Genomic DNA, 19,632 nt, shown 5'->3' with positions numbered 1-19,632 from the left:
TATATTGTAAATATTTCTATATTTTTTCTTTACCTATCCACTTTCTCAATACTTCTGGTACTATAACACTTCCGTCCTCCTGTTGATATTGTTCTAGTATTGCAGGTAATAATCTGCTTGTAGCTAACCCTGATGCATTTAAGGTATTTAGATATTCTACCTTATTACCATCTTCTCTTCTAAATCTTATCATCCCCCTTCTTGCCTGATAATCTCTTGCATTAGAAGCTGAACTTATCTCTTTATATTCATTCATACTCGGTATCCATACTTCTATATCATAGGTCTTCGCCATAGATGCACTACAATCTTTAGCTGCCAGCTTTACTAGTCTATAATGTAGTCCTAAGCCTTTTACCAGAGCTTCAGCTTTTTTGATTAATTCCTCTAAAGCTTCATCTGAATCCTCAGGTTTTGTATATTGGAACATTTCTATTTTATTAAACTGATGTCCTCTTATCATACCTCTTTCAGATTTTCTATAGCTTCCAGCTTCAACACGATAACAAGGAGTATAAGCAAACAATTTCTTAGGTAATTCTTCTTCTTTTAAAATTTCTCCTCTATAAAGATTTATTAAAGCAGTCTCTGCTGTAGGAAGCATAAATTGCATACTTTCTTTATCTTTTTTGTCCCCTACTGTAAATACTTCATCAACAAATTTAGGAAACTGACCTGCTGAAAGACCACATTGATAGTTTAATATATGTGGAGGCAGGATAAATTCATATCCGTCTTTTATATGCTCTTCTATAAAATAATTAAGTAAAGCCCATTCTAACATAGCTCCTACACCTTTATATATCCAAAATCCATTACCTCCAAGCTTAACTCCTCTTTCATAATCAATAAGCTCATGAACTTTAGCAAGTTCTACATGATCTTTAATTTGGAAATTGAAATTAGGCTTTTCTCCAAATTCTCTAACTACCTTGTTATTTTCTTTTCCACCTGCTACTACATCCTCATCGGGTATATTCGGAAGGCTTTCCATAAATGTATTTATCTTTTCTTCCATCTCTTGAAGTTTCTCATCATATTCCTTTATCTCTTTGCTAACTACTTTCATTTCTTCATATAAATCTTCTACATTTTCTCCCCTTTTCTTAAGAATAGGAATCTCTTTAGAAACCTTATTTTTGTTGCTTTTAAGCTCTTCTACCTGTATTAATATTTTTCTTCTTTCTTCATCCCACTGTAAAAGCTCTGAAAAATCTACACTATCCATTCTCTTTAAAAGTGCAGCCTTAACTTTCTCAGGATTTTTTCTAATTAAATAAATATCTATCATTTTTATTCCTCCTAAATGAATTTTTTAATATTAAATCTTTTTATTTTGCTGTAAATTAAAAACTCCCGCCTCTATAAATATAGAGACGAGAGCTATTATATCCCGCGGTACCACTCCAGTTGTCACATTAGTGACCTCTTTACTGTGCTTTAAGGAGCACTCCCCTCTGATTCTTCATCAGTAGCTCCGAAGTGGAAAGACTATATAATATACTGATTTTCACCTATCATCAGCTCTCTAAAATATTTAAATAGTCGTAGCTTCATCATTGCTATATGATATTTAATATATATTAAACATTATTCTAGCACCTTATTCTTTCAATGTAAATATTTCTATATAATATAACTTAATAAAATTACCTTTAAATTTTACTTTTACTAGATATTTTATCTACGAAGATGATTTTATATGTGAATAATATATATGTTATAGTAATATTGATGAAAATTTATAAAATACAGTTTTTTAATATAATGAGGTGACAAAATGAAAAAATTAAAAATATACTTTACGTCTGATATTCACGGATACATATATCCTACAAATTATAGAGATGATACTGAAAAGAATATGGGTATATTAAATATAATTAATCAGTTTGAAAAAGATGGAAATACCCTAATCATAGATGGTGGAGATACAATTCAAGGTTCTCCTTTAACTAATTATCTAAGTAATAATGAATTTGATATACATCCACTTGCAACTGTAATGAATGAAGGTCAATACGATTATGTAACTCTTGGAAATCATGATTTCAATTATGGCTATGACTATTTGAAAAAATATCTTAGCAATTTAAATGGAAAATGCCTATGCACTAATGTAGATAATATAACAAAAGAAATATGTATTTTGCCTTATGATATTAAAACCATGGAAAATGGGTTAAAAGTAGGCATAATGGGATTTACCACTGATTTTATAAACAGATGGGAAAGGCCTTTAAATATAAAAAATTTCACTATCACAGATACCTTTAAGTCAGTAAAAAAATATTATGTAGAACTTAAAAAACAATGTGATTTAGTAATAGGAGTTTATCATGGTGGATTTGAAAATGATTTAGAATCCCATGAAAAACTAAGCAACACTAATGAAAACATAGCATATAAATTGTGTCAAGAATTTGATTTTCATATTCTTTTAACTGGACATCAACACATGGAAATTCCAGGACAATATCTACATAATACCTACATAGCTCAAACCCCTCCCAACGGGACAAAATTTTTAGAAATAAACTTAGAGTTTCATGATGATTTAAGTAAAAATATAAGTTCTTCATTAAAAAAAGTAGAGCTTAATCCTAATAATGCTATGTATTATAAATTCTTAAATTTAGAAAAACAAGTTCAAAAGTGGTTGGATACACCTGTAGGATTTTTAGATATAGAACTTCAACCTAGTACTCACATAAACATGGCTACTAATGGCTCTTATTTAGCTAATTTCATAAATCAAGTACAGTTGGATGCAAGTGGTGCTGATATTTCAGTTACATCATTTGCTAATTCAATAAAAGGTTTTAATAAAAATGTAACAGTAAGAGATATAACCTCTACATATATGTTTCCTAATACCCTAACTATCATTGAAATAGATGGGAAAACTTTAAAGCTTGCCCTTGAAAAATGCTCTAGTTACTTTGATAATATTGATGGTGAATTACAAGTATCTACCCGCTTCTTAAAACCTAAGGTAGAACATTATAACTATGACTATTTCTCAAATTTGAGTTATATCTTTGATATAAACAAAGAAGTAGGAAATCGTGTTGTTTCAATGAAATTTAAGGGTAAAGACATTTTTGATAATGATACCCTTACCCTTGCCATGAACAACTATAGAGCAACAGGTGCAGGTGGTTATGATTTCTATAGAAATTGTAGAGTAGTAGGTGAAGTCTTAAATGAAATGCCCGACATTATCATTGATTATTTTAGAGCTCATAAGAAAGTTGTAGTGGATAAAAATCAATATCTAACTGTTATTAAATAGCTTACATTTCTTAACAATAAATTTATTCATCTCTTTTTATTAAGATTAATTATTATTATGTTTAAAAATCATAATTTTTTCAAATACTACACTATAAGTTAATTTACTGTTTAAGGAGGAATAAATATTGTCTAGTATAACTGGTATTGTTAAATGGTATGATGAAGGAAAGGGTTATGGATTTATTTCTTGTAATGAGGGCAATGATGTATTTGTACATCATTCTCAAATAAAAGAAAAAGGAACTAATAAAGATTTACATGAAGGTGAAAGTGTAACTTTTGATATTACTGATGGAGCTAAAGGGCCCATGGCTGTGAATGTTCAAAAGCTATAACTTGAATTTAAAAGGTTATCTTAGGGTTAAATTATTTAACCTTAAGGTAGCCTATTTTTATGCTTTTTAGATAATAAAAGCTATATAATTGCTACAAATTCTGTTATTATAGATAGTTGTACGGTATTGGTTACACTATGTTTTTTAATAATTAATCAATACATAACCAATACTAAGATAATTGATTTTATATGTTAAAAGTGGTGATATAATGAACTATATAATATTTGACTTAGAATTTAATCAAAAATATGAAGATAAAAAAGAACATTGTTTAGAAAAAAATCAATGTGTAGAAAAGAGCAATAATTTAAGTCTCCCCTTTGAAATTATTCAGATAGGAGCTTTAAAATTGAATGAAAATTTCGAAAAGATATCCACATTTAATTTTTTAATTAAGCCAACTATTCACACAACTCTACATCCTTATGTGGAAAACCTTACTAAAATAAGTAATAATGATATAAATTCTTCAGAAACCTTTCCTAATATTTACGATAAATTTACTAAATTTATTGGTGAAGAAGAAGCAGTTCTCTGTGTATGGGGGATAGTAGATATAAAAGAACTTTTACGAAATATAAAATTTCATAATATATCTACTACCTCTCTTCCACTTAAATATATCGACGTGCAAAGCCATGCATCAAAATATTTTAATAGTAAAAAAGGTATAAAAATTGGGCTTAAAAATGCAATTGAGCTTTTGGATATACCCCTTCATGGTGATTTTCATGACGCGAGTAATGATGCTTATTATACAGCAGAAGTATTAAAGATGATTTTCAATAAAAATATAAAGCCTTTATTATATACTAACCCTTCTAGAAGTACCTCTTCTGTTAAAGAAAAAGTTGATATGAATGGAGTATTTGATCAATTTAAAAAAATGTACAAGAGAAGTCTAACTAAAGAAGAAAAGTCTATGATAAGCCTTGCTTATAACATGGGTAGAACAAAACAATTTGTAATTATAAGAAAAGAAGACTCTTAGCTGCTAGCTAAGAGCCTTTCTTCTTAATATTTCTATTTCCTTGCCATACCCCTCAAGGTCATTTGGGGTTTCAAGGAAAAATGGTAAGTTGCATAATTTAGGATGATTAATAATATTAGTAATGGCTTCAATTCCTAAAGAACCTTCACCAATTTTTTCATGTCTGTCCTTATGACTTTCAAAAGGATTTTTGCTATCATTTAAATGAATTGCCTTTAATTTTTCTAATCCAATTATTCTATCAAACTCTTCTAAAACTCCATCTAAATTATTAACTATATCATATCCTGCATCATATACGTGACAGGTATCAAGACACACTCCCATATGATCCTTTAGCTCTACTCTATTAATAATTTCAGCTATTTCTTCAAAATTTCTTCCTACTTCTGTCCCCTTACCTGCCATGGTTTCTAATAACACAGTAGTAGTCTGCTGCGGCTTAATAACTGCATTAAGCATATCTACAATATAATTAATTCCAACTTCTACGCCTTGTTTAACATGACTACCTGGGTGAAAATTATATAAATTATTAGGTAAGTACTCCATTCTTAATAAATCATCTGTCATCATTTCTAATGCAAATTTTCTAGTGTTTTCATCTGCTGAACAAGCATTCAATGTGTAAGGTGCATGAGCCAATATAGTACTAAATTTATTTTCTTCCATTATTCTTAAAAGGGCAGCAACATCTTTTTCATCTATAGCCTTTGCCTTTCCACCCCTAGGATTTCTAGTAAAAAATTGAAAGGTATTAGCTCCTATTGAAAGTGCTTCCTTTCCCATATTTTCAAAACCCTTGGTTGTAGATAAGTGACATCCTATATTTAACATTTTCATTACCTCCATCTTCTATTATTGCAAAACTTCTAATTTTATATTCTATTTCTATATCCCTTGTAATTTAAATTTCAATAATCTAACTTTAATACAATGATACTATAATAGAAGATATATTTGCAATGGATAATTTTTATTATTTAGAAATAACTATTAGTATTTTAAGGTTCTAACTAGATCATATACGTCTTCACAATAAAAAAATGTAGACATTAATGCTACTCCATCAGCTCCTGCTTCTATAACCTTGGAAGCATTTTCTGTTGAAATTCCACCTAAAGCTATGATAGGACAAGTAACTACTTTCTTTAATTCTTGAATAAATTCAACGCCCTTAGGTTTTAATCCGTCTTTACACTTGGTAGAAAATATATGAGATGCTAGTATATAGCTACACCCCTTTTTATCTGCCCTTATACCTTCTTCTAAAGAATGTACAGAAACTCCTACATTAAATTTCTTTTTATTATCTAAATTCATAAAATCTTTAAAAGATAGATGAACAGTTCTTTCCTTTACTTTTTCATAAATTTTCATATTAGAATTTATTATTATCTCAGTACTTCCAATTACTAGCTCCTTTATTTTATAATAAAGCCTTTCTAATTCTTCATCATCTAAATCTTTTTCTCTTAATATTATTCTATCCACACCAGCCAGTGAAGCTTCTTGCAGGGTTTTAAAATATTTTTCTTCACTAACTAAATGCCTATTTGTTATTAGGTAAATCAAATTCTTTCCCAATCCTTAAATATTGGTTGAAACCCTGCTTCTATTATCATTTCTTTTATTTCTTCTACTGAACCTTCATCATTTATGGAAAATTGTGATGTACCTTTAGTTTTTAATGCATGACCTCCAACCTCTGTAGACACACCTGCACTCATCTTGGTGATTCCTAAAGGTATAAGGTTTTTTCTCATTTCATGATCTTCTCGTGTAGAAACATTTATTCCACTTTGCTGTGCAAAGATTTTATAAGCTAACATAACTTGTACCATTTTTTTATCTTCCACTGGGTTTAACTCCTTTAATCCTCCCTCACAAGGTCTGATTCTTGGAGGTGAATAAGTCACTTCTACATGTGGATATTTCTTTCTAATATACTCTCCATGAAGAGCTGTGAAAAAGGCATCTCTTCTAAAATCACCTAGTCCAAGAAGAGCTCCTATACTTATACTTCTCATTCCAGCTCTTGCTCCTCTTTCTGGAGCATCTAATCTAAATTTATAATTCTTTTTAGGTCCTGATAAATGAACTCTATCATAAATTTCTTCATCATAGGTTTCTTGGTATACAGTAAGACCTTCTGCTCCTACTTCTACAGTTTTTTTATAATCCTCTTCACTTAAAGGCTGTACCTCTAAGGTTATAGATGGAAAGTATTCTTTCATTACTTTTATAGCATCTACTATATACCTAGTTGGGGAATGAATTTGACTTTCTCCTGTTAATAGAATAATGTGCTTAAATCCTTGTTTAGCAACTGCTTCTGATTCTGATTTTATTTCCTCCAAAGTTAGCTTTTTTCTACTTATAGAATTTTCAAGATTATATCCACAATAAGAGCATTTATTAACACAATAATTTGAAATATAAATTGGAGTATATAATAAAATAGTTCTTCCAAAGTGTCTTAACGATAATTCCCTTGCCTTTACTGCCATATCTTCTAATACTTTTTCTCCTACTGGTGATAATAAATTAAGCAAGTCCTCATAATTTGGATTTTTTTCATTAATACTTCTCTCTACATCTTCTGCTTTTACCCTACTCCAATATCTATTAAAGTCAAAATCCTTAAATTTTTCTATGGTACTATAAAAACTCATTTTTTCATCTCCTCAAATTTTCCGTTAGTGTAAAGTTTTTTACTCTCCTAAAAATCCTGTGAGTGGTGAGGATGCATTTCCACTTTTAGAAACAGTCCCAAATTTTGATAAATAAGCAAGTCGTCCACCTTCTACCGCCATACTAAAGGCTCTTGCCATATTAGCTGGATTTTTTGAAGAAGCTATAGCTGTATTAACAAGACATGCCGCTGCTCCCATTTCCATAGCTTCCATTGCTTGTGATGGCTTTCCTATTCCAGCATCAACTATAATTGGAATATCTAGTTCATCTATCATTATTTCAATAAGTTCCTTAGTTCTTATACCTCTATTACTTCCTATCGGTGCTCCTAAAGGCATAACCGCCGATGCTCCCGCTTCTATTAATCTTCTCCCTGCATATAAATCTGGACACATATATGGGAGTACTGTAAATCCTTCTTTAGCTAATATTTCTGTAGCTTTTATAGTTTCTTCATTATCCGGAAGCAGATACTTTGAATCCGATATAACCTCAATTTTTATCCAGTTACCACATCCCATAGCTTTGGCAATTCTTGCAATCCTAACTGCCTCTTCTGCATTAGTTGCCCCTGATGTATTAGGCAATAAAATAACATTCTTAGGTATATTAGATAAAATATCTTCTTCCTTATTATCTAAATCTATCCTTCTTAAGGCCAAGGTAATAACCTGTGAATTACTTTCACTCAAGACTTCCTTTATAAGTTTATTAGACGGATACTTACCTGTACCTACAAATAATCTATTTTTTAATTCTACTCCACCTATTTTTAACATATCTTCCATTTTAACTTTCCCCTTCTTTCAACATAATTCTAAGTGCCATATTTGCCATATGATTTGCACATATTGCTACCCTTGGTGCCATGAGTCCAGATCCTTCTTTAGCTTCATTTACTCCATCTCCACAAATATAAAACCTATTGTTTATCTTTTTAGTTTGTATATCATTAGAAGAATAAAAACCTGCCATACCTGATGATGCTATAAGGACTGATTCCTTAACTTTAGTTAATATCTCATTACACAACATTGCTTTATAATTTGCACTATCAAAAGCTTCTAACACAATATCTACATCTTCAAATAATTCTTTTATATTCCCCTTTTCTATTTTTTCGATTTTTTCATTTATCTCTATAAATGGATTTATGTCTAAGAGTTGTTTTTTTAAAGCAATAACCTTATATTCTCCTATATCTCTTATTAAGTATTGCTGTCTATTTAAATTTGATGGTTCTACCACATCAAAATCTATTATTCTTATAAATCCCACTCCTAACCGAGCTAAGGATATAGCAATATTGGACCCAAGGCCCCCTACACCCGCAATGGCTACTCTTGCCTTTGATACTTTTTCATGTACCCCTGGTGTATGCCTTGCCATCATAACACCTCTAAGTTCACTTTTACTTGGAACTTGTCCTCTCTTTATAAAAATAATGTTGTCACCTTCCTTTAATATCTTATCTTTAACTAAAGGAAATCCATTTAGTATCACCACATCACAACTAGGCTTAAGCCTATCTTTTAAACGAAGACAAGTTTCACCCTTATTAACTTCTTCTATGTTTTCATTAACTTTAATTTTAATTTTCTCTTTCAAACAAATCCACCACTCTATATCTTTCTGTAAAAGTCTTTTGAAATATATTTATAATTTCTCTTTAGCCTCCCCCTACAAAAGATATAACTTCTATAATATCCTCCTCTTTTAAATATATTTCCCAATAATTTTCTCTTGGTACTATTTCTTTATTTAATTCCACTACTACCTTTTCTTCATTAACATCTAACTTACTTAGCAAACTGCTTATAGTAGTTATTCCATTCATATCTACACTTTTTCCATTAACCTTCATATTTTCACCTTCTTTCAATACCTATGTACATTAACTAACTTATTTTTACAAATAAAAAACACCTAACAAATGCTAGGTGTTGAGAATCTCAATAACTCATATAACAATATCTTCTTATTTAAGTTTAGATATTAATAATTAAAATTATATCTTTACTTAAGCTTTTATAAAAATACTAATTTTGCATAAGCAAGACTTTTATTTTATATAAAAATAAGACTTATTATTTGCTTCCCTCCGATGGTACTAACCATATCAGGTTCTTAGAGTTAGGACTTTCCTTCTCAGCCAAATTGGCACCCCTAGCTATCTATTAAATTATATTTATTATAACATTGCGGATTTACAAATTCAACTATACCATTCAATAAATACCTAATTGCGCTCCTATATATATGAATAGTTTTTTATAATAATCACAAAATAAGGTTGAACGAAATGTTGAAGGAGGTTAAATTTATGAAATTAGAAGATAACCCTGAGCTACGTGAAAAAGCTAAACAAATGCTTATAGATGGAGAATCCTATGATAAAATTATGGACGTAACTCATTTAAGATTAAAAGATGTAAAAAGAATTGAAAGAGAAGAAGTAAGTAGTCATTTTTAGTTAATACAAAATACCCTGTAAAGTAATCCTCTATTTTGTGTGTTAAGCTTTCAGGGTATATTCTATTTTTGTATATGTTTTTGTCCTATATGTCTGTTTTATGCTCTAGTATTTCAATAAATTTTGTAGTTGCGGGAGAAAGGGACACACTCTTTAAAAAACATAGCCCTATACTTCTTTTAGGTATTTCTTCTTTTAATTTCACTTTATATACTGTTCCCTTTTCTAAATATTCTTTTGAAAATTCTTTAATAACACAGGCTATTCCTAAGTTTGCCCTTGCAAATTCTAATAATAAATCATAAGATCCTAATTCGATTTCAGCAGTAATTTTAATTCCTTTAGATAACATATATTTTTCTATGTATTGCCTTGATATAGATTTAGATTCTAATAATATTAATGGTAATTCTGTTATTTCTTCGAGGCTAATGGGTTTAGAGCAACGGTTCTTGTACTTATTTCCACAGACAAATATATCATGAATATCCATACATTCTCTAAGTTCCAGTGCAGAATCTTCAATAGGAAAATTACAAATTGCAATATCTATTTCCCCTGACTTTACACTAGCACAAAGCTCTAAGGTTGTGGCATTTATTATTTTAAACTTAATATTGGGATATTCCTTGTGAAATTGTTCTAAATAGGGTAATAAAAAATATCTTGATATGGTATCTCCTACACCTATTTTTAAATCTCCTATCATCATATTTTTAATTTTTAAAAGTTTATCTTCTCCAACATGTATCAAATTCATGGCAGAGCTAGCATATTCAAATAAAATTCGCCCCTCATTTGTAAGTATAACCCCTTTAGAAGTTCTTGTGAAAAGCCTTATATCTAGTTCTCTTTCTAATTGCATAATAGATTGACTTACTGCGGGTTGAGTCATGTATAACTCTTTAGCAGCTCTTGAAAAACTTTCATGCTTTCCCACCATACAAAACACCTTATATAAATCTAATTTACTTATCATATAAGCACTCCTTATATCTACTATTTAATCTATTTATTTTACTTATACCACTAAAATGGTGTATATTACAAGTGTAGGTTTTAAAAATTAATGTAATTTTACATAAAGGAGATGTTATAATTGGAAAGAGTCGTTGGAACTGTTGTTAGAGGACTTCGTTGCCCAATCATAAACAAAGGAGATAACATTGAAGAAATCGTTGTAGATAGCGTGCTAACTGCTGCTAAAGTTGAAGGTTTCTCAATTAATGATAAAGATGTAGTTACTGTAACTGAATCTGTAGTTGCTCGTGCACAAGGAAACTATGCTTCTATAGATAATATTGCTAAAGATGTAAGCTCAAAGTTTGGTGAAGATACTGTGGGAGTAATATTCCCAATATTAAGCCGTAACCGTTTTGCTATATGCCTTCGTGGTATTGCAAAGGGTGCTAAAAAAATTGTTTTAATGCTTAGCTATCCTTCTGATGAAGTTGGTAACCATTTAGTAGACTTAGATATCCTAGATGAAAAAGGAGTTAATCCTTGGACAGATGTTCTAACTGAAAAGCAATTCCGTGAACACTTTGGATTTAATAAACATCCATTTACCGGTGTTGATTATATTGAGTATTACAAATCTCTAGTTGAAAGCTATGGAATAGAGTGTGAAGTTATATTCTCAAATAATCCAAAAACTATATTAGATTATACAAAGAATGTACTTACTTGTGACATTCACACTAGATTCAGAACTAAGAAAATACTTAAAGCAAATGGTGGAGAAAAGATTTATAGTCTTGATGATATTTTATCTTCATCAATTGATGGTAGTGGATTCAATGAAGCTTATGGACTTTTAGGCTCAAACAAATCTACAGAGGAAACAGTTAAACTTTTCCCTCGTAACTGCCAACCAGTAGTTGATGACATACAAGCTATGATTAAAGATAAAACTGGAAAAACTGTTGAAGTTATGATTTATGGAGATGGAGCATTCAAAGATCCAGTAGGTAAGATTTGGGAACTTGCAGACCCAGTTGTATCACCTGCATATACTCCAGGACTTGAAGGAACACCAAATGAAGTTAAGTTAAAATATCTTGCTGATAATAACTTTGCTGATTTAAAAGGTGAAGAACTTAAGTCTGCTATCTCTGAATATATTAAAAATAAAGAATCTGATTTAGTAGGTGCTATGGAATCACAAGGTACTACTCCAAGAAGACTTACTGATCTTATAGGTTCATTATCTGACTTAACTTCTGGAAGTGGAGATAAGGGAACTCCTATAATCTTCATCCAAGGTTATTTCGATAATTACACAAAATAATACAGGAAAAACTAATGTAATTTCTTATCCTACTTATATAAAAATAGCCCAAAGGATTTTCTTTATCCCTTGGGCTATTTTCTATACTTTATTTTTAATGGATTTTTCTTATATACACTGACTTACTTTTTATAAGAGCTCTTCAAAGATACAGTTCTATTAAATACTAGTTTTTCTTTAGATAATCTAGTATCTCTTATAAAGTATCCATGTCTTATAAATTGAAATCTACCTTCTTCGTTTAGTCTAAGCGCTGCTGGTTCAATAATTGCATTTTTCTTTACTTCTAAGGAATTTTTATTTATATATTCAAATAAATTATCCCCTGATGGAGCATCATTAAATAAATTCTCAAACAATCTAACTTCACAAGGTACTCCATACTTTGCACTTACCCAGTGAATTGTACCCTTAACTTTTCTTCCAGTAAAACCGCTACCACTCTTAGTCTCTGGATCATAGCTACATCTAAGCTCTACTATTTCACCAGATTCATTTTTTATTACCTCATTACACTTTATAAAATATGCTCCCTTAAGTCTAACTTCTCCATCTAATACTAATCTATTATATTTCTTAGGTGGATTTTCACTAAAATCCTCTCTTTCAATATACAATTCTCTAGTAAAAGGCATCTCTCTCTTACCTAAGTCTTCATTTTCACCATTATTTTCAATGGTTAAATACTCTAAATGTTCTTCTAGTAAATTTGTTACTACAACTTTTATTGGATCAAGAACTGCCATAACAGAAGGTACCCTTAATTTCAAATCTTGTCTTAAAGAGTTCTCTAGCATAGCAACATCTACTAAAGTATCAGCCTTAGCAACTCCAATTTCTCTCAAAAAGTTTAAAATTGCCTCTCGTGTATACCCTCTTCTTCTCATTCCCTTTAAAGTTGAAAGTCTTGGATCATCCCATCCATCAACTTCTCCACTAGCTACTAACATCTTCAAATATCTCTTACTTGTAACTACTCCACTTAAATTCATTCTTCCAAATTCAATTTGTCTTGGTTTTGGATTATCTAAATCTAACTCATTTAAAACCCATTCATAAAGGGGTCTATGATCTTTGAATTCATTAGAACATAAGGAATGAGAAACCCCTTCAATATAGTCTTGAATTGGATGAGCATAGTCATACATAGGATATATGCACCATTGAGTACCAGTTTTATAGTGTTGCGTATAGGATATTCTATAAATAACTGGGTCTCTCATATTCATATTGGGACTTGCCATATCTATTTTTGCTCTTAACACAGCTTCTCCCTCTTTATATTTACCAGCCTTCATTTTATCAAATAACTCTAAGTTTTCTTCAATAGTTCTATCTCTATATGGACTATTTTTACCCTGTGTTGTTAAAGTTCCCCTATATTCTCTTACTTCATCGGGAGTTAAATTACATACATAAGCCTTTCCCTTTCTTATTAAATATAAAGCATAGTTATATATTTTTTCACTGTAATCTGAACCATAAAAAAGTCTATCCTCATAGTCAAACCCCATCCACTTCATATCTTCCATAATAGCATCTACATACTCATGGTCTTCTTTACCTGGGTTAGTGTCATCAAATCTTAAGTTGAATTTTCCGTTATACTTTTTAGCAATTCCATAGCTTATATTTATTGCATAAGCACTTCCTATATGGAGATATCCATTAGGTTCAGGAGGAAACCGAGTATGAATTTCATCACATTTTCCCTCATTAATATCTTCCTTCACTAGTCTATCTACAAAGTTTAAAGAATCATTTTCATTACACATATCCTCTTAGTAAAGCTTTTTTCAAGCTTTACTAAATTCACCTCCCATTTATATATAAATTTTAATTTTAAGATTTTATAGTTTTTCACTTAACCAAATATAAAATTTGGAGTGACGTTGCTAAAGCAACTTTTCGCTTTGCTCGTAAAAAAACTCCCACCCTAGGACTGTTATAGTCCTTAGGGCGAGAGTTATATCTTCGCGTTGCCACCTAAATTCATAGATATGTCACCATATCAATCTTATCAAGTACGGTATTTAAAATACTTATACTCTAGTCCTGTAACGTAGACCTACGTCATAGCATCATCTTTAAAGAATCCGTATGAAGCTCAGAGCCTTGTTTCGATAAATACTTCTTTACTCCTTTTCAGCACCTGGAGCTCTCTGTAAAAGAAATTAAATATCTACTTTTCTCATCATAGCTATTATTGATATTATTATCTATAATATACAAATATATTTATTTCGTCAATATAAAATTAAGAATATTTTTTTATTTTATTCGTGTAATCCAAATCCACTTATTATTAAGGTAGCCCAATCTTCATTTTCTTTTTCAATCCACTTATATTCTATATCCAGTTCTTTAAGCCAAGCATTAAGTCCATAACTTTTTTTGCTTACATTTGGAGACTTTCTTCCAAAAATTTCTTTTATAGTCTCAAGTAATTCAGCCTGTGATTCTTGACCAAGAGGTCTATCAATTACATTGCTTATCTCTATACAGCATTGTGCATAGGATGAATGATCTTCAAAATACAGCTCATTAGCAAGGCCTATTCTTTTTTCATTTAATTCTTTAATTACCTCATTAATTTCATCAATATTTGATAAATACTTCTTTGCTACTCCCATAGAATCAATATCATTGTCTAGCCTATTTATTTGCTTTTCTAATCTTTCATATCTCATATCTTTTTCTCACTTTACATATTTATTTTGCCATACATAGAGTTTGTATTTAACCAATAAAACTTCTTATCTTAAGTTACATCCTCATTTACATTTCTCTTAATGCCAATAATCTATTATAACATTAAAAATCATTGTTGCAATTAACTTCTTTCAATCTTAACTTTACTTCCACCTCTACCTGATTCTGCTGGAGTAATTACTAATTTTACTGGTACCCTATTTTTTATAGATTCTACGTGACTTATTATTCCGACCTTAAGTTTATCATTATGAATCCTCTCTAAGGAGCTCATAACTACTTCTAGTAAGTCATCATCTAGTGTTCCAAATCCTTCATCTAAGAAGAATAGCTCTAAGGGCGCTGTTCCCTTAAGTTGAATCTCTGAGGATAGTGCTAAGGCTAAAGCTAAGGATGTTAGGAATGTCTCTCCTCCTGAAAGTGTGGATGCATCTCTTGAGGCTCCTCCATTTTTATAGTCTCTTATTATGAATTTACCCTGTTCATCTACTTCTAAACCATAAGTTCCACTAGTAATTTCCTTAAGTCTCTTAGAGGCTTCCATGGATACATATTTAAGTCTAGTAGCAGCTACAAACTCAACAAACTTTTTACCCTTAAATAGCTTTTCTAAATCATCTAGAAGAGCTAATTTATGATCTAATTTTTCTTTTTTATCTAACAATTCCTTTAACTCCAATAGTTTTTTCTGTATATAATTAACTTCTTCTGAGCATCTTATATTTACTTCCGTAAAAGCTTTTATTTCCTCTTCTTTTATAGCCTTTTCTTCTTGAACCTGCTGCCAAGCTTCTTCACTTACTTCTCTTCCATTTATCTTTATAAGTAAACTTTCAATAGCCCCATTAACCTTGGATATGCTATTATTATACTCTTCAATAAATGTCTTTAATCTCTCTATTTCCACTTTAGAAATTACATTATATTTAACCTGCTCTATATCTTCAAAACTTTCCTTCCTTAAGCAATCCTTCAAGTAAGTTCTTTCTTCTGACTCTCGTTTATCTAACTGTCTAACCTTACTTATGATTTCTATTAAAGCTTCATTACAGCTTTTAAAGTCTTTTTCCATGGATTCCTTTTTCTTATCATAATCATTAAAGGAGTCTTCTATAGTCTTTATTTCTTCCTGAAGCTGCACTAATAAGTCCTTGAGATTATCGAGTTCTCCTACCTTAGCTTTTATTTGAAGTTCCTTCTCCTCTGCACTTTTTTCTTTTTCTATAAGAGCAGATTTTTCTTTAGCTAAGTTTTCTCTAAGAGAATTTATGCTTATTTGTAGGGATTCCTTGCTATCTATTAGATCATCTAATCCCTTTCTATACTTTCTTATGTTCTTTTCTAACTCTTCTCTTTCTTTTTCTATCCTTAATATTTCTTCATTTTTTTCTTGAAAATTTTCTACATTGATAGAATTTTTTATGCTACTAATATCATTTTCTAAATCACTACAAGATAGAGTATTTTTATTAAATTCTAGCTCTACATCATTATATTGCTTTTCCTTTTCTTCTACTACTGATTTAATAGTATTTCTTTTCCCTTCTAAGGATAGTTTTTCTTCTTTTAAGGTTTTTATAACAGTCTCTAAAACTTCTTTATCTTTATTATACTGTGAAAGTTCTTTATCTAGTGCTTTAAATTTTTCTTCTAATACTCCTAGATTCCCAACTTTAAAATCATCCCCTAAAGCTTTTATTTCTAGTTCTTTAGCCTTAATGTTTTCTTCTAAATTTAAGATTTTAGTGTTGTCCCTAGTAATATTCATTTCTATTTCCTTAAGTTGATTTTCAAAGTCATGCAGTTTTTCATTTTTTCCAGTTAAGTCTAGGTTTTCTATATGCCTTATATTCTCAACATGATGCTCTAAAGAACCACAAACAGGACAAGGTTCACCCTTATTTAAATTTTCTCTAAGCTCACTTGCTAAAGTCTCAACCTGTAGCTCTAATATTTCTGCTTTTAAACCTTTAATGGCCTCATCTATCCTAGACTTATTTTTCTCATATTTATTTACTGCTTCCCTTAAATTTTTAATAATTTCTTCTGAGCTTATAATAACTTCAGTTGCAAGGCTATATCTTTTAGTCTTTTCTGTTTCCTCAGATATCCTTCTTTGAAGATTCAAAAGATCAGTAGATTCTCCTGGACAAGTATTAATTAGTTTCTCTAACTCCTCTTCCTTTTCTATAAGCAATGCTTCCTTTTTACTAAGTTCATCTCTGCATAAATCCTCTTTTACGTGTTCTTCTTCCATAAACTTTTTAAGTTTTGTTAAGGTTAATCTATCTTTATCTACTAAAGCTTTTAAGTCTAAAAATCTTTCATTAAGTCTAATACCCCTTTGAACCTTTTCCTTTAAGTCACTATCTATCTTAAGGGCTTCAAACTTCATCTCAGTTTCTTTTATAACATTTCCACCTTTAAGAATTCTTTTATCTAAAATATCTATTTCTCCCTGAGCTTTCTGTTCCTGCTCATTTAAACTTTTAACACTTTCTCTTAACTCACTAATATTAACTTTTAAAGCATCTAAATTTTTCTTTTCTATTAAAGCATCCTTAACCTTTTCTTCTTTTACTTTTAAGTCAGGTAATTCCTTATCCTTTTTCTTTCTCCAAAAATTCCACTTACTTTCTAGTTCATCTTTTTCTACTTTTAATTTTTCATATTGGAGATTTAAGGCATTTTCCTTTTCCTTCGAGGCTTTTAAATCTCTTAGAGTATTTTCATAGCTTTCTATATAAGGTAAAACCCTAGCTGCACCTTCACCAATTTTTAGTTTTTCCTTATACTCTTCTATTTCTTCAGCTTTTCCCATTAGAGCTTTTTTCTTTTCCTCATAGTCTTTAATATCTAAGCTTAACTTCCAAACTTCTTCTTTTTCCTTAAAATCTTCTGCTAACTTCTTAAGTTCCTCATTACCTTTTTTTAGTATATCTGTTGAAGCTTTTAGTTCATCCTCTTTTTCTTTTAATGTATCCTCATTTATATTTTCATAGCCCTTAAGCTCACCAGATAGCTCCTTGTATTTACTTTCTTCCTTGATTACTTCAGCCTTAAGCTTACTTGAAAGATTATCACCATACTTTTGTAAGTTAAATAACCTCTCAAGCATATCTCTTCTCGTTCTACCCTCTAACCTTAAAAACTCACTAAATTTCCCTTGAGGTAACACTACAGTTCTAGTAAAATCCTCTAAACTTAATCCTATAATCTCTCTACAAGCTGCAGTAACTTCCTTCACCTTATCTGCTAAAATTATGTGCTCCTCAAAAGTCATATCTATTATCTTACATTTTCCTGATATAGGATTACCCGTTTTCTTATCCCTTTTAAATTCTCTATCTACAACATATCTCTTAGGCTTTGCTCCTGAAATTTGAAAGGTATAACTTAAAGCTAGGCTATCACAATTAGTATTTATAAAGTTTGAACTTTTTCTTGAAACCTCTCCATATAAAGCTAAAGTTATTCCATCTAATACTGTAGATTTCCCACTGCCAGTAGGTCCAAATATACCAAAAAAGCCTTGCTCCGTAAGTTTTTCAAAATCTATAAATTGCTCTTCATTAAAGCTATTTAATCCCTTAATTTTAAGACTAATTGGTTTCATTATCTTCGCCTCCTTCTTCTGAGATTATAGACATAAGTAAATCAACCACTTCATCCTCTGCATCTACTCCTCTTTCTCTTTTATAAAAATCCTTAAATATCTCTTCAAAGGATTTTTCAGAAAGACTCCTAGCATTTTCATCCTCTTCCTCTACCCCTATAATCTTAGGCATAATTTCTAGGATATCTCTTTTTAATATCTTCATTTTCTTTATTTCATCTTCATTTATATATCTATCTGTAGAAATTTCAAGATAAACCCAACAATTTCTATCCTTATTTTCCTCACACTTTAAGATAGCTTCCTCTACTCCATTACATTTCCACACCTCAATGGGCTTATAAACCTTTATTTCCACCTCTTCTATAAGGCTATCTTCTCCAGCCTTCACATCTACTATAAAACATTTATTTTTAAAGCTAATTTCCTTTTTATTATAATGAAGAGGTGAACCTGAGTATCGTGCTCTTTTATTAGTTCCAGGAACTATTTGAGGCTTATGCACATGACCAAGAGCTATATATTGAGCTGACTCTGGAAAACAACTGCCATTTACTATGTAGCTTCCTCCTAGTTGTATGCTTCTCTCTGAACCACTTTCTTCACTTCCCATGGCAAATAGATGTGATACTACTAAATTTATAGTGTCTTCTCTATAATGACCTTCTAAAGTGTGAAATAATTCATGTATTCTATCACTATAAGACATTAATTTTTCTTCTTCGCTTTCCATGCCACTATACAATATTTCATTTAATCTTTTTTCACTGGGATAGGGTACTGTTAATATAACTGCTCTTTCTTCATTAACTTCAATTTCAATAAACCCTTCTTCAGATTCAATAAGTCTGTGTTTTCCATAGCTCCCTGGTTGAACTACAGTTTTTGGAGTTCCCACCATAATTATTCCATGGTCCATAGCTAAAGGACCTGCTGCCACTAATCTCTCTGGATTATCATGATTTCCCGATATTACAAGGGTTAGCCTTTCACCATTTCTAGAAATTCTCTTTAAAGTATCATAAAACATTTTTTCAGCTCTAGCTGGTGGATTACTTGTATCATAGACATCTCCTGCAATAATAACCAAATCTATATTATTTTCTTCTACAATATTTACAAAGTCCTTTAAAAACTCTTCTTGCTCATCCATCCTACTCTGACCCTCTAGATTTTTTCCTAGATGCCAATCTCCAGTATGAAGTATTCTCAATTTTG

Annotated in this window: 17 protein-coding genes, 1 riboswitch and 2 other annotated features; of the genes, 5 read left to right on the top strand and 12 right to left on the bottom strand. The window is 30.5% G+C overall.

The annotated features are described in order from the left end of the window. Window positions 1-16: 16 nt before the first annotated feature. On the bottom strand, window positions 17-1,291 hold the full coding sequence (gene serS / locus B3086_RS03185) for a serine--tRNA ligase (RefSeq protein ID WP_346847540.1): 1,275 nt from the start codon (window positions 1,289-1,291) through the stop codon (window positions 17-19). Window positions 1,292-1,369: 78 nt separating this feature from the next. Then, window positions 1,370-1,569 (bottom strand) — a binding site (T-box leader). 211 nt (window positions 1,570-1,780) lie between these two features. Here serS and B3086_RS03180 point away from each other — a divergent pair. The 3 genes from B3086_RS03180 (at window position 1,781) to B3086_RS03170 (ending at window position 4,626) form a co-directional block, all read left to right on the top strand. Beyond that, a complete protein-coding gene (locus B3086_RS03180; RefSeq protein WP_346879634.1) occupies window positions 1,781-3,295 on the top strand; it encodes a bifunctional UDP-sugar hydrolase/5'-nucleotidase in 1,515 nt (504 codons plus the stop codon). Between the two features lie 127 nt (window positions 3,296-3,422). After that, window positions 3,423-3,632, top strand: coding sequence for a cold-shock protein (locus B3086_RS03175; RefSeq protein WP_035133808.1), 210 nt, complete (start codon window positions 3,423-3,425; stop codon window positions 3,630-3,632). A 211-nt stretch (window positions 3,633-3,843) separates the two neighbouring features. After that, on the top strand, window positions 3,844-4,626 hold the full coding sequence (locus B3086_RS03170; protein ID WP_346879635.1) for a 3'-5' exonuclease: 783 nt from the start codon (window positions 3,844-3,846) through the stop codon (window positions 4,624-4,626). 3 nt (window positions 4,627-4,629) lie between these two features. Here the strand turns inward: B3086_RS03170 and B3086_RS03165 are convergent, their stop codons facing one another. From B3086_RS03165 to thiS, 6 genes are all read right to left on the bottom strand, one after another. After that, the gene (locus B3086_RS03165; protein ID WP_346876579.1) at window positions 4,630-5,463 is read right to left on the bottom strand and encodes a deoxyribonuclease IV; all 834 of its coding nucleotides are present in this window, start codon (window positions 5,461-5,463) and stop codon (window positions 4,630-4,632) included. Window positions 5,464-5,622: 159 nt separating this feature from the next. Next, entirely contained in the window at window positions 5,623-6,213 is a 591-nt protein-coding gene (locus B3086_RS03160; RefSeq protein ID WP_346876580.1) for a thiamine phosphate synthase, read from the bottom strand. Further along, window positions 6,198-7,301 (bottom strand): 2-iminoacetate synthase ThiH, encoded by a 1,104-nt coding sequence (gene thiH / locus B3086_RS03155; RefSeq protein WP_346879637.1) that lies wholly within the window; start codon window positions 7,299-7,301, stop codon window positions 6,198-6,200. The genes B3086_RS03160 and thiH overlap by 16 nt, the downstream gene beginning before the upstream one ends. 39 nt (window positions 7,302-7,340) lie before the next feature. Next, on the bottom strand, window positions 7,341-8,111 hold the full coding sequence (locus B3086_RS03150) for a thiazole synthase (protein WP_346876582.1): 771 nt from the start codon (window positions 8,109-8,111) through the stop codon (window positions 7,341-7,343). A 1-nt stretch (window position 8,112) separates the two neighbouring features. Then, window positions 8,113-8,919 (bottom strand): sulfur carrier protein ThiS adenylyltransferase ThiF, encoded by an 807-nt coding sequence (gene thiF / locus B3086_RS03145; RefSeq protein WP_346879682.1) that lies wholly within the window; start codon window positions 8,917-8,919, stop codon window positions 8,113-8,115. Between the two features lie 73 nt (window positions 8,920-8,992). Further along, window positions 8,993-9,187: a sulfur carrier protein ThiS gene (thiS, locus tag B3086_RS03140; protein ID WP_035133818.1), complete on the bottom strand. Its 195-nt coding sequence runs from the start codon at window positions 9,185-9,187 to the stop codon at window positions 8,993-8,995. A 215-nt stretch (window positions 9,188-9,402) separates the two neighbouring features. Then, window positions 9,403-9,501, bottom strand: a riboswitch (TPP riboswitch). A gap of 145 nt (window positions 9,502-9,646) precedes the next feature. Here thiS and B3086_RS03135 point away from each other — a divergent pair. Beyond that, window positions 9,647-9,796, top strand: a complete 150-nt coding sequence (locus tag B3086_RS03135; RefSeq protein ID WP_167402733.1) for a hypothetical protein — start codon at window positions 9,647-9,649, stop codon at window positions 9,794-9,796. A gap of 85 nt (window positions 9,797-9,881) precedes the next feature. On the opposite strand, the gene B3086_RS03130 is transcribed toward B3086_RS03135, so the two are convergent. Then, window positions 9,882-10,775, bottom strand: a complete 894-nt coding sequence (locus B3086_RS03130) for a LysR substrate-binding domain-containing protein (protein WP_150841824.1) — start codon at window positions 10,773-10,775, stop codon at window positions 9,882-9,884. A gap of 120 nt (window positions 10,776-10,895) precedes the next feature. Between B3086_RS03130 and B3086_RS03125 the strand changes: the two genes are divergently transcribed. Then, entirely contained in the window at window positions 10,896-12,086 is a 1,191-nt protein-coding gene (locus B3086_RS03125; RefSeq protein WP_346879638.1) for a coenzyme F420-0:L-glutamate ligase, read from the top strand. 122 nt (window positions 12,087-12,208) lie between these two features. On the opposite strand, the gene B3086_RS03120 is transcribed toward B3086_RS03125, so the two are convergent. The 4 genes from B3086_RS03120 to B3086_RS03105 form a co-directional block, all read right to left on the bottom strand. Then, complete coding sequence (locus tag B3086_RS03120) at window positions 12,209-13,861, bottom strand: glutamine--tRNA ligase/YqeY domain fusion protein (protein ID WP_346879639.1); 1,653 nt, start codon at window positions 13,859-13,861, stop codon at window positions 12,209-12,211. 177 nt (window positions 13,862-14,038) lie between these two features. Continuing rightward, window positions 14,039-14,293, bottom strand: a binding site (T-box leader). Between the two features lie 69 nt (window positions 14,294-14,362). After that, the gene (locus B3086_RS03115) at window positions 14,363-14,776 is read right to left on the bottom strand and encodes a hypothetical protein (RefSeq protein WP_346847549.1); all 414 of its coding nucleotides are present in this window, start codon (window positions 14,774-14,776) and stop codon (window positions 14,363-14,365) included. Between the two features lie 143 nt (window positions 14,777-14,919). Then, complete coding sequence (locus B3086_RS03110; RefSeq protein ID WP_346892770.1) at window positions 14,920-18,414, bottom strand: SbcC/MukB-like Walker B domain-containing protein; 3,495 nt, start codon at window positions 18,412-18,414, stop codon at window positions 14,920-14,922. Continuing rightward, window positions 18,401-19,627, bottom strand: coding sequence for an exonuclease SbcCD subunit D (locus tag B3086_RS03105; protein WP_346879641.1), 1,227 nt, complete (start codon window positions 19,625-19,627; stop codon window positions 18,401-18,403). The genes B3086_RS03110 and B3086_RS03105 overlap by 14 nt, the downstream gene beginning before the upstream one ends. Window positions 19,628-19,632: the final 5 nt, after the last annotated feature.

Origin of the sequence: Clostridium sp. UBA871 (genome assembly GCF_002295255.1) — a bacterium.
Lineage (GTDB): Bacteria > Bacillota > Clostridia > Clostridiales > Clostridiaceae > Clostridium_J > Clostridium_J sulfidigenes.
Note: the sequence above shows the minus strand (reverse complement) of the source record. Positions and strands in the feature narration are given on the sequence as shown.

Bases quoted from the DNA above. Each gene is read 5' to 3' on its own strand.
- serS (WP_346847540.1), bottom strand. From the start codon at position 1,291: ATGATAGATATTTATTTAATTAGAAAAAATCCTGAGAAAGTTAAGGCT.
- B3086_RS03180 (WP_346879634.1), top strand. From the start codon at position 1,781: ATGAAAAAATTAAAAATATACTTTACGTCTGATATTCACGGATACATA.
- B3086_RS03170 (WP_346879635.1), top strand. From the start codon at position 3,844: ATGAACTATATAATATTTGACTTAGAATTTAATCAAAAATATGAAGAT.
- B3086_RS03165 (WP_346876579.1), bottom strand. From the start codon at position 5,463: ATGTTAAATATAGGATGTCACTTATCTACAACCAAGGGTTTTGAAAAT.
- thiH (WP_346879637.1), bottom strand. From the start codon at position 7,301: ATGAGTTTTTATAGTACCATAGAAAAATTTAAGGATTTTGACTTTAAT.
- B3086_RS03150 (WP_346876582.1), bottom strand. From the start codon at position 8,111: ATGGAAGATATGTTAAAAATAGGTGGAGTAGAATTAAAAAATAGATTA.
- thiS (WP_035133818.1), bottom strand. From the start codon at position 9,187: ATGAAGGTTAATGGAAAAAGTGTAGATATGAATGGAATAACTACTATA.
- B3086_RS03135 (WP_167402733.1), top strand. From the start codon at position 9,647: ATGAAATTAGAAGATAACCCTGAGCTACGTGAAAAAGCTAAACAAATG.
- B3086_RS03130 (WP_150841824.1), bottom strand. From the start codon at position 10,775: ATGATAAGTAAATTAGATTTATATAAGGTGTTTTGTATGGTGGGAAAG.
- B3086_RS03120 (WP_346879639.1), bottom strand. From the start codon at position 13,861: ATGTGTAATGAAAATGATTCTTTAAACTTTGTAGATAGACTAGTGAAG.
- B3086_RS03115 (WP_346847549.1), bottom strand. From the start codon at position 14,776: ATGAGATATGAAAGATTAGAAAAGCAAATAAATAGGCTAGACAATGAT.
- B3086_RS03110 (WP_346892770.1), bottom strand. From the start codon at position 18,414: ATGAAACCAATTAGTCTTAAAATTAAGGGATTAAATAGCTTTAATGAA.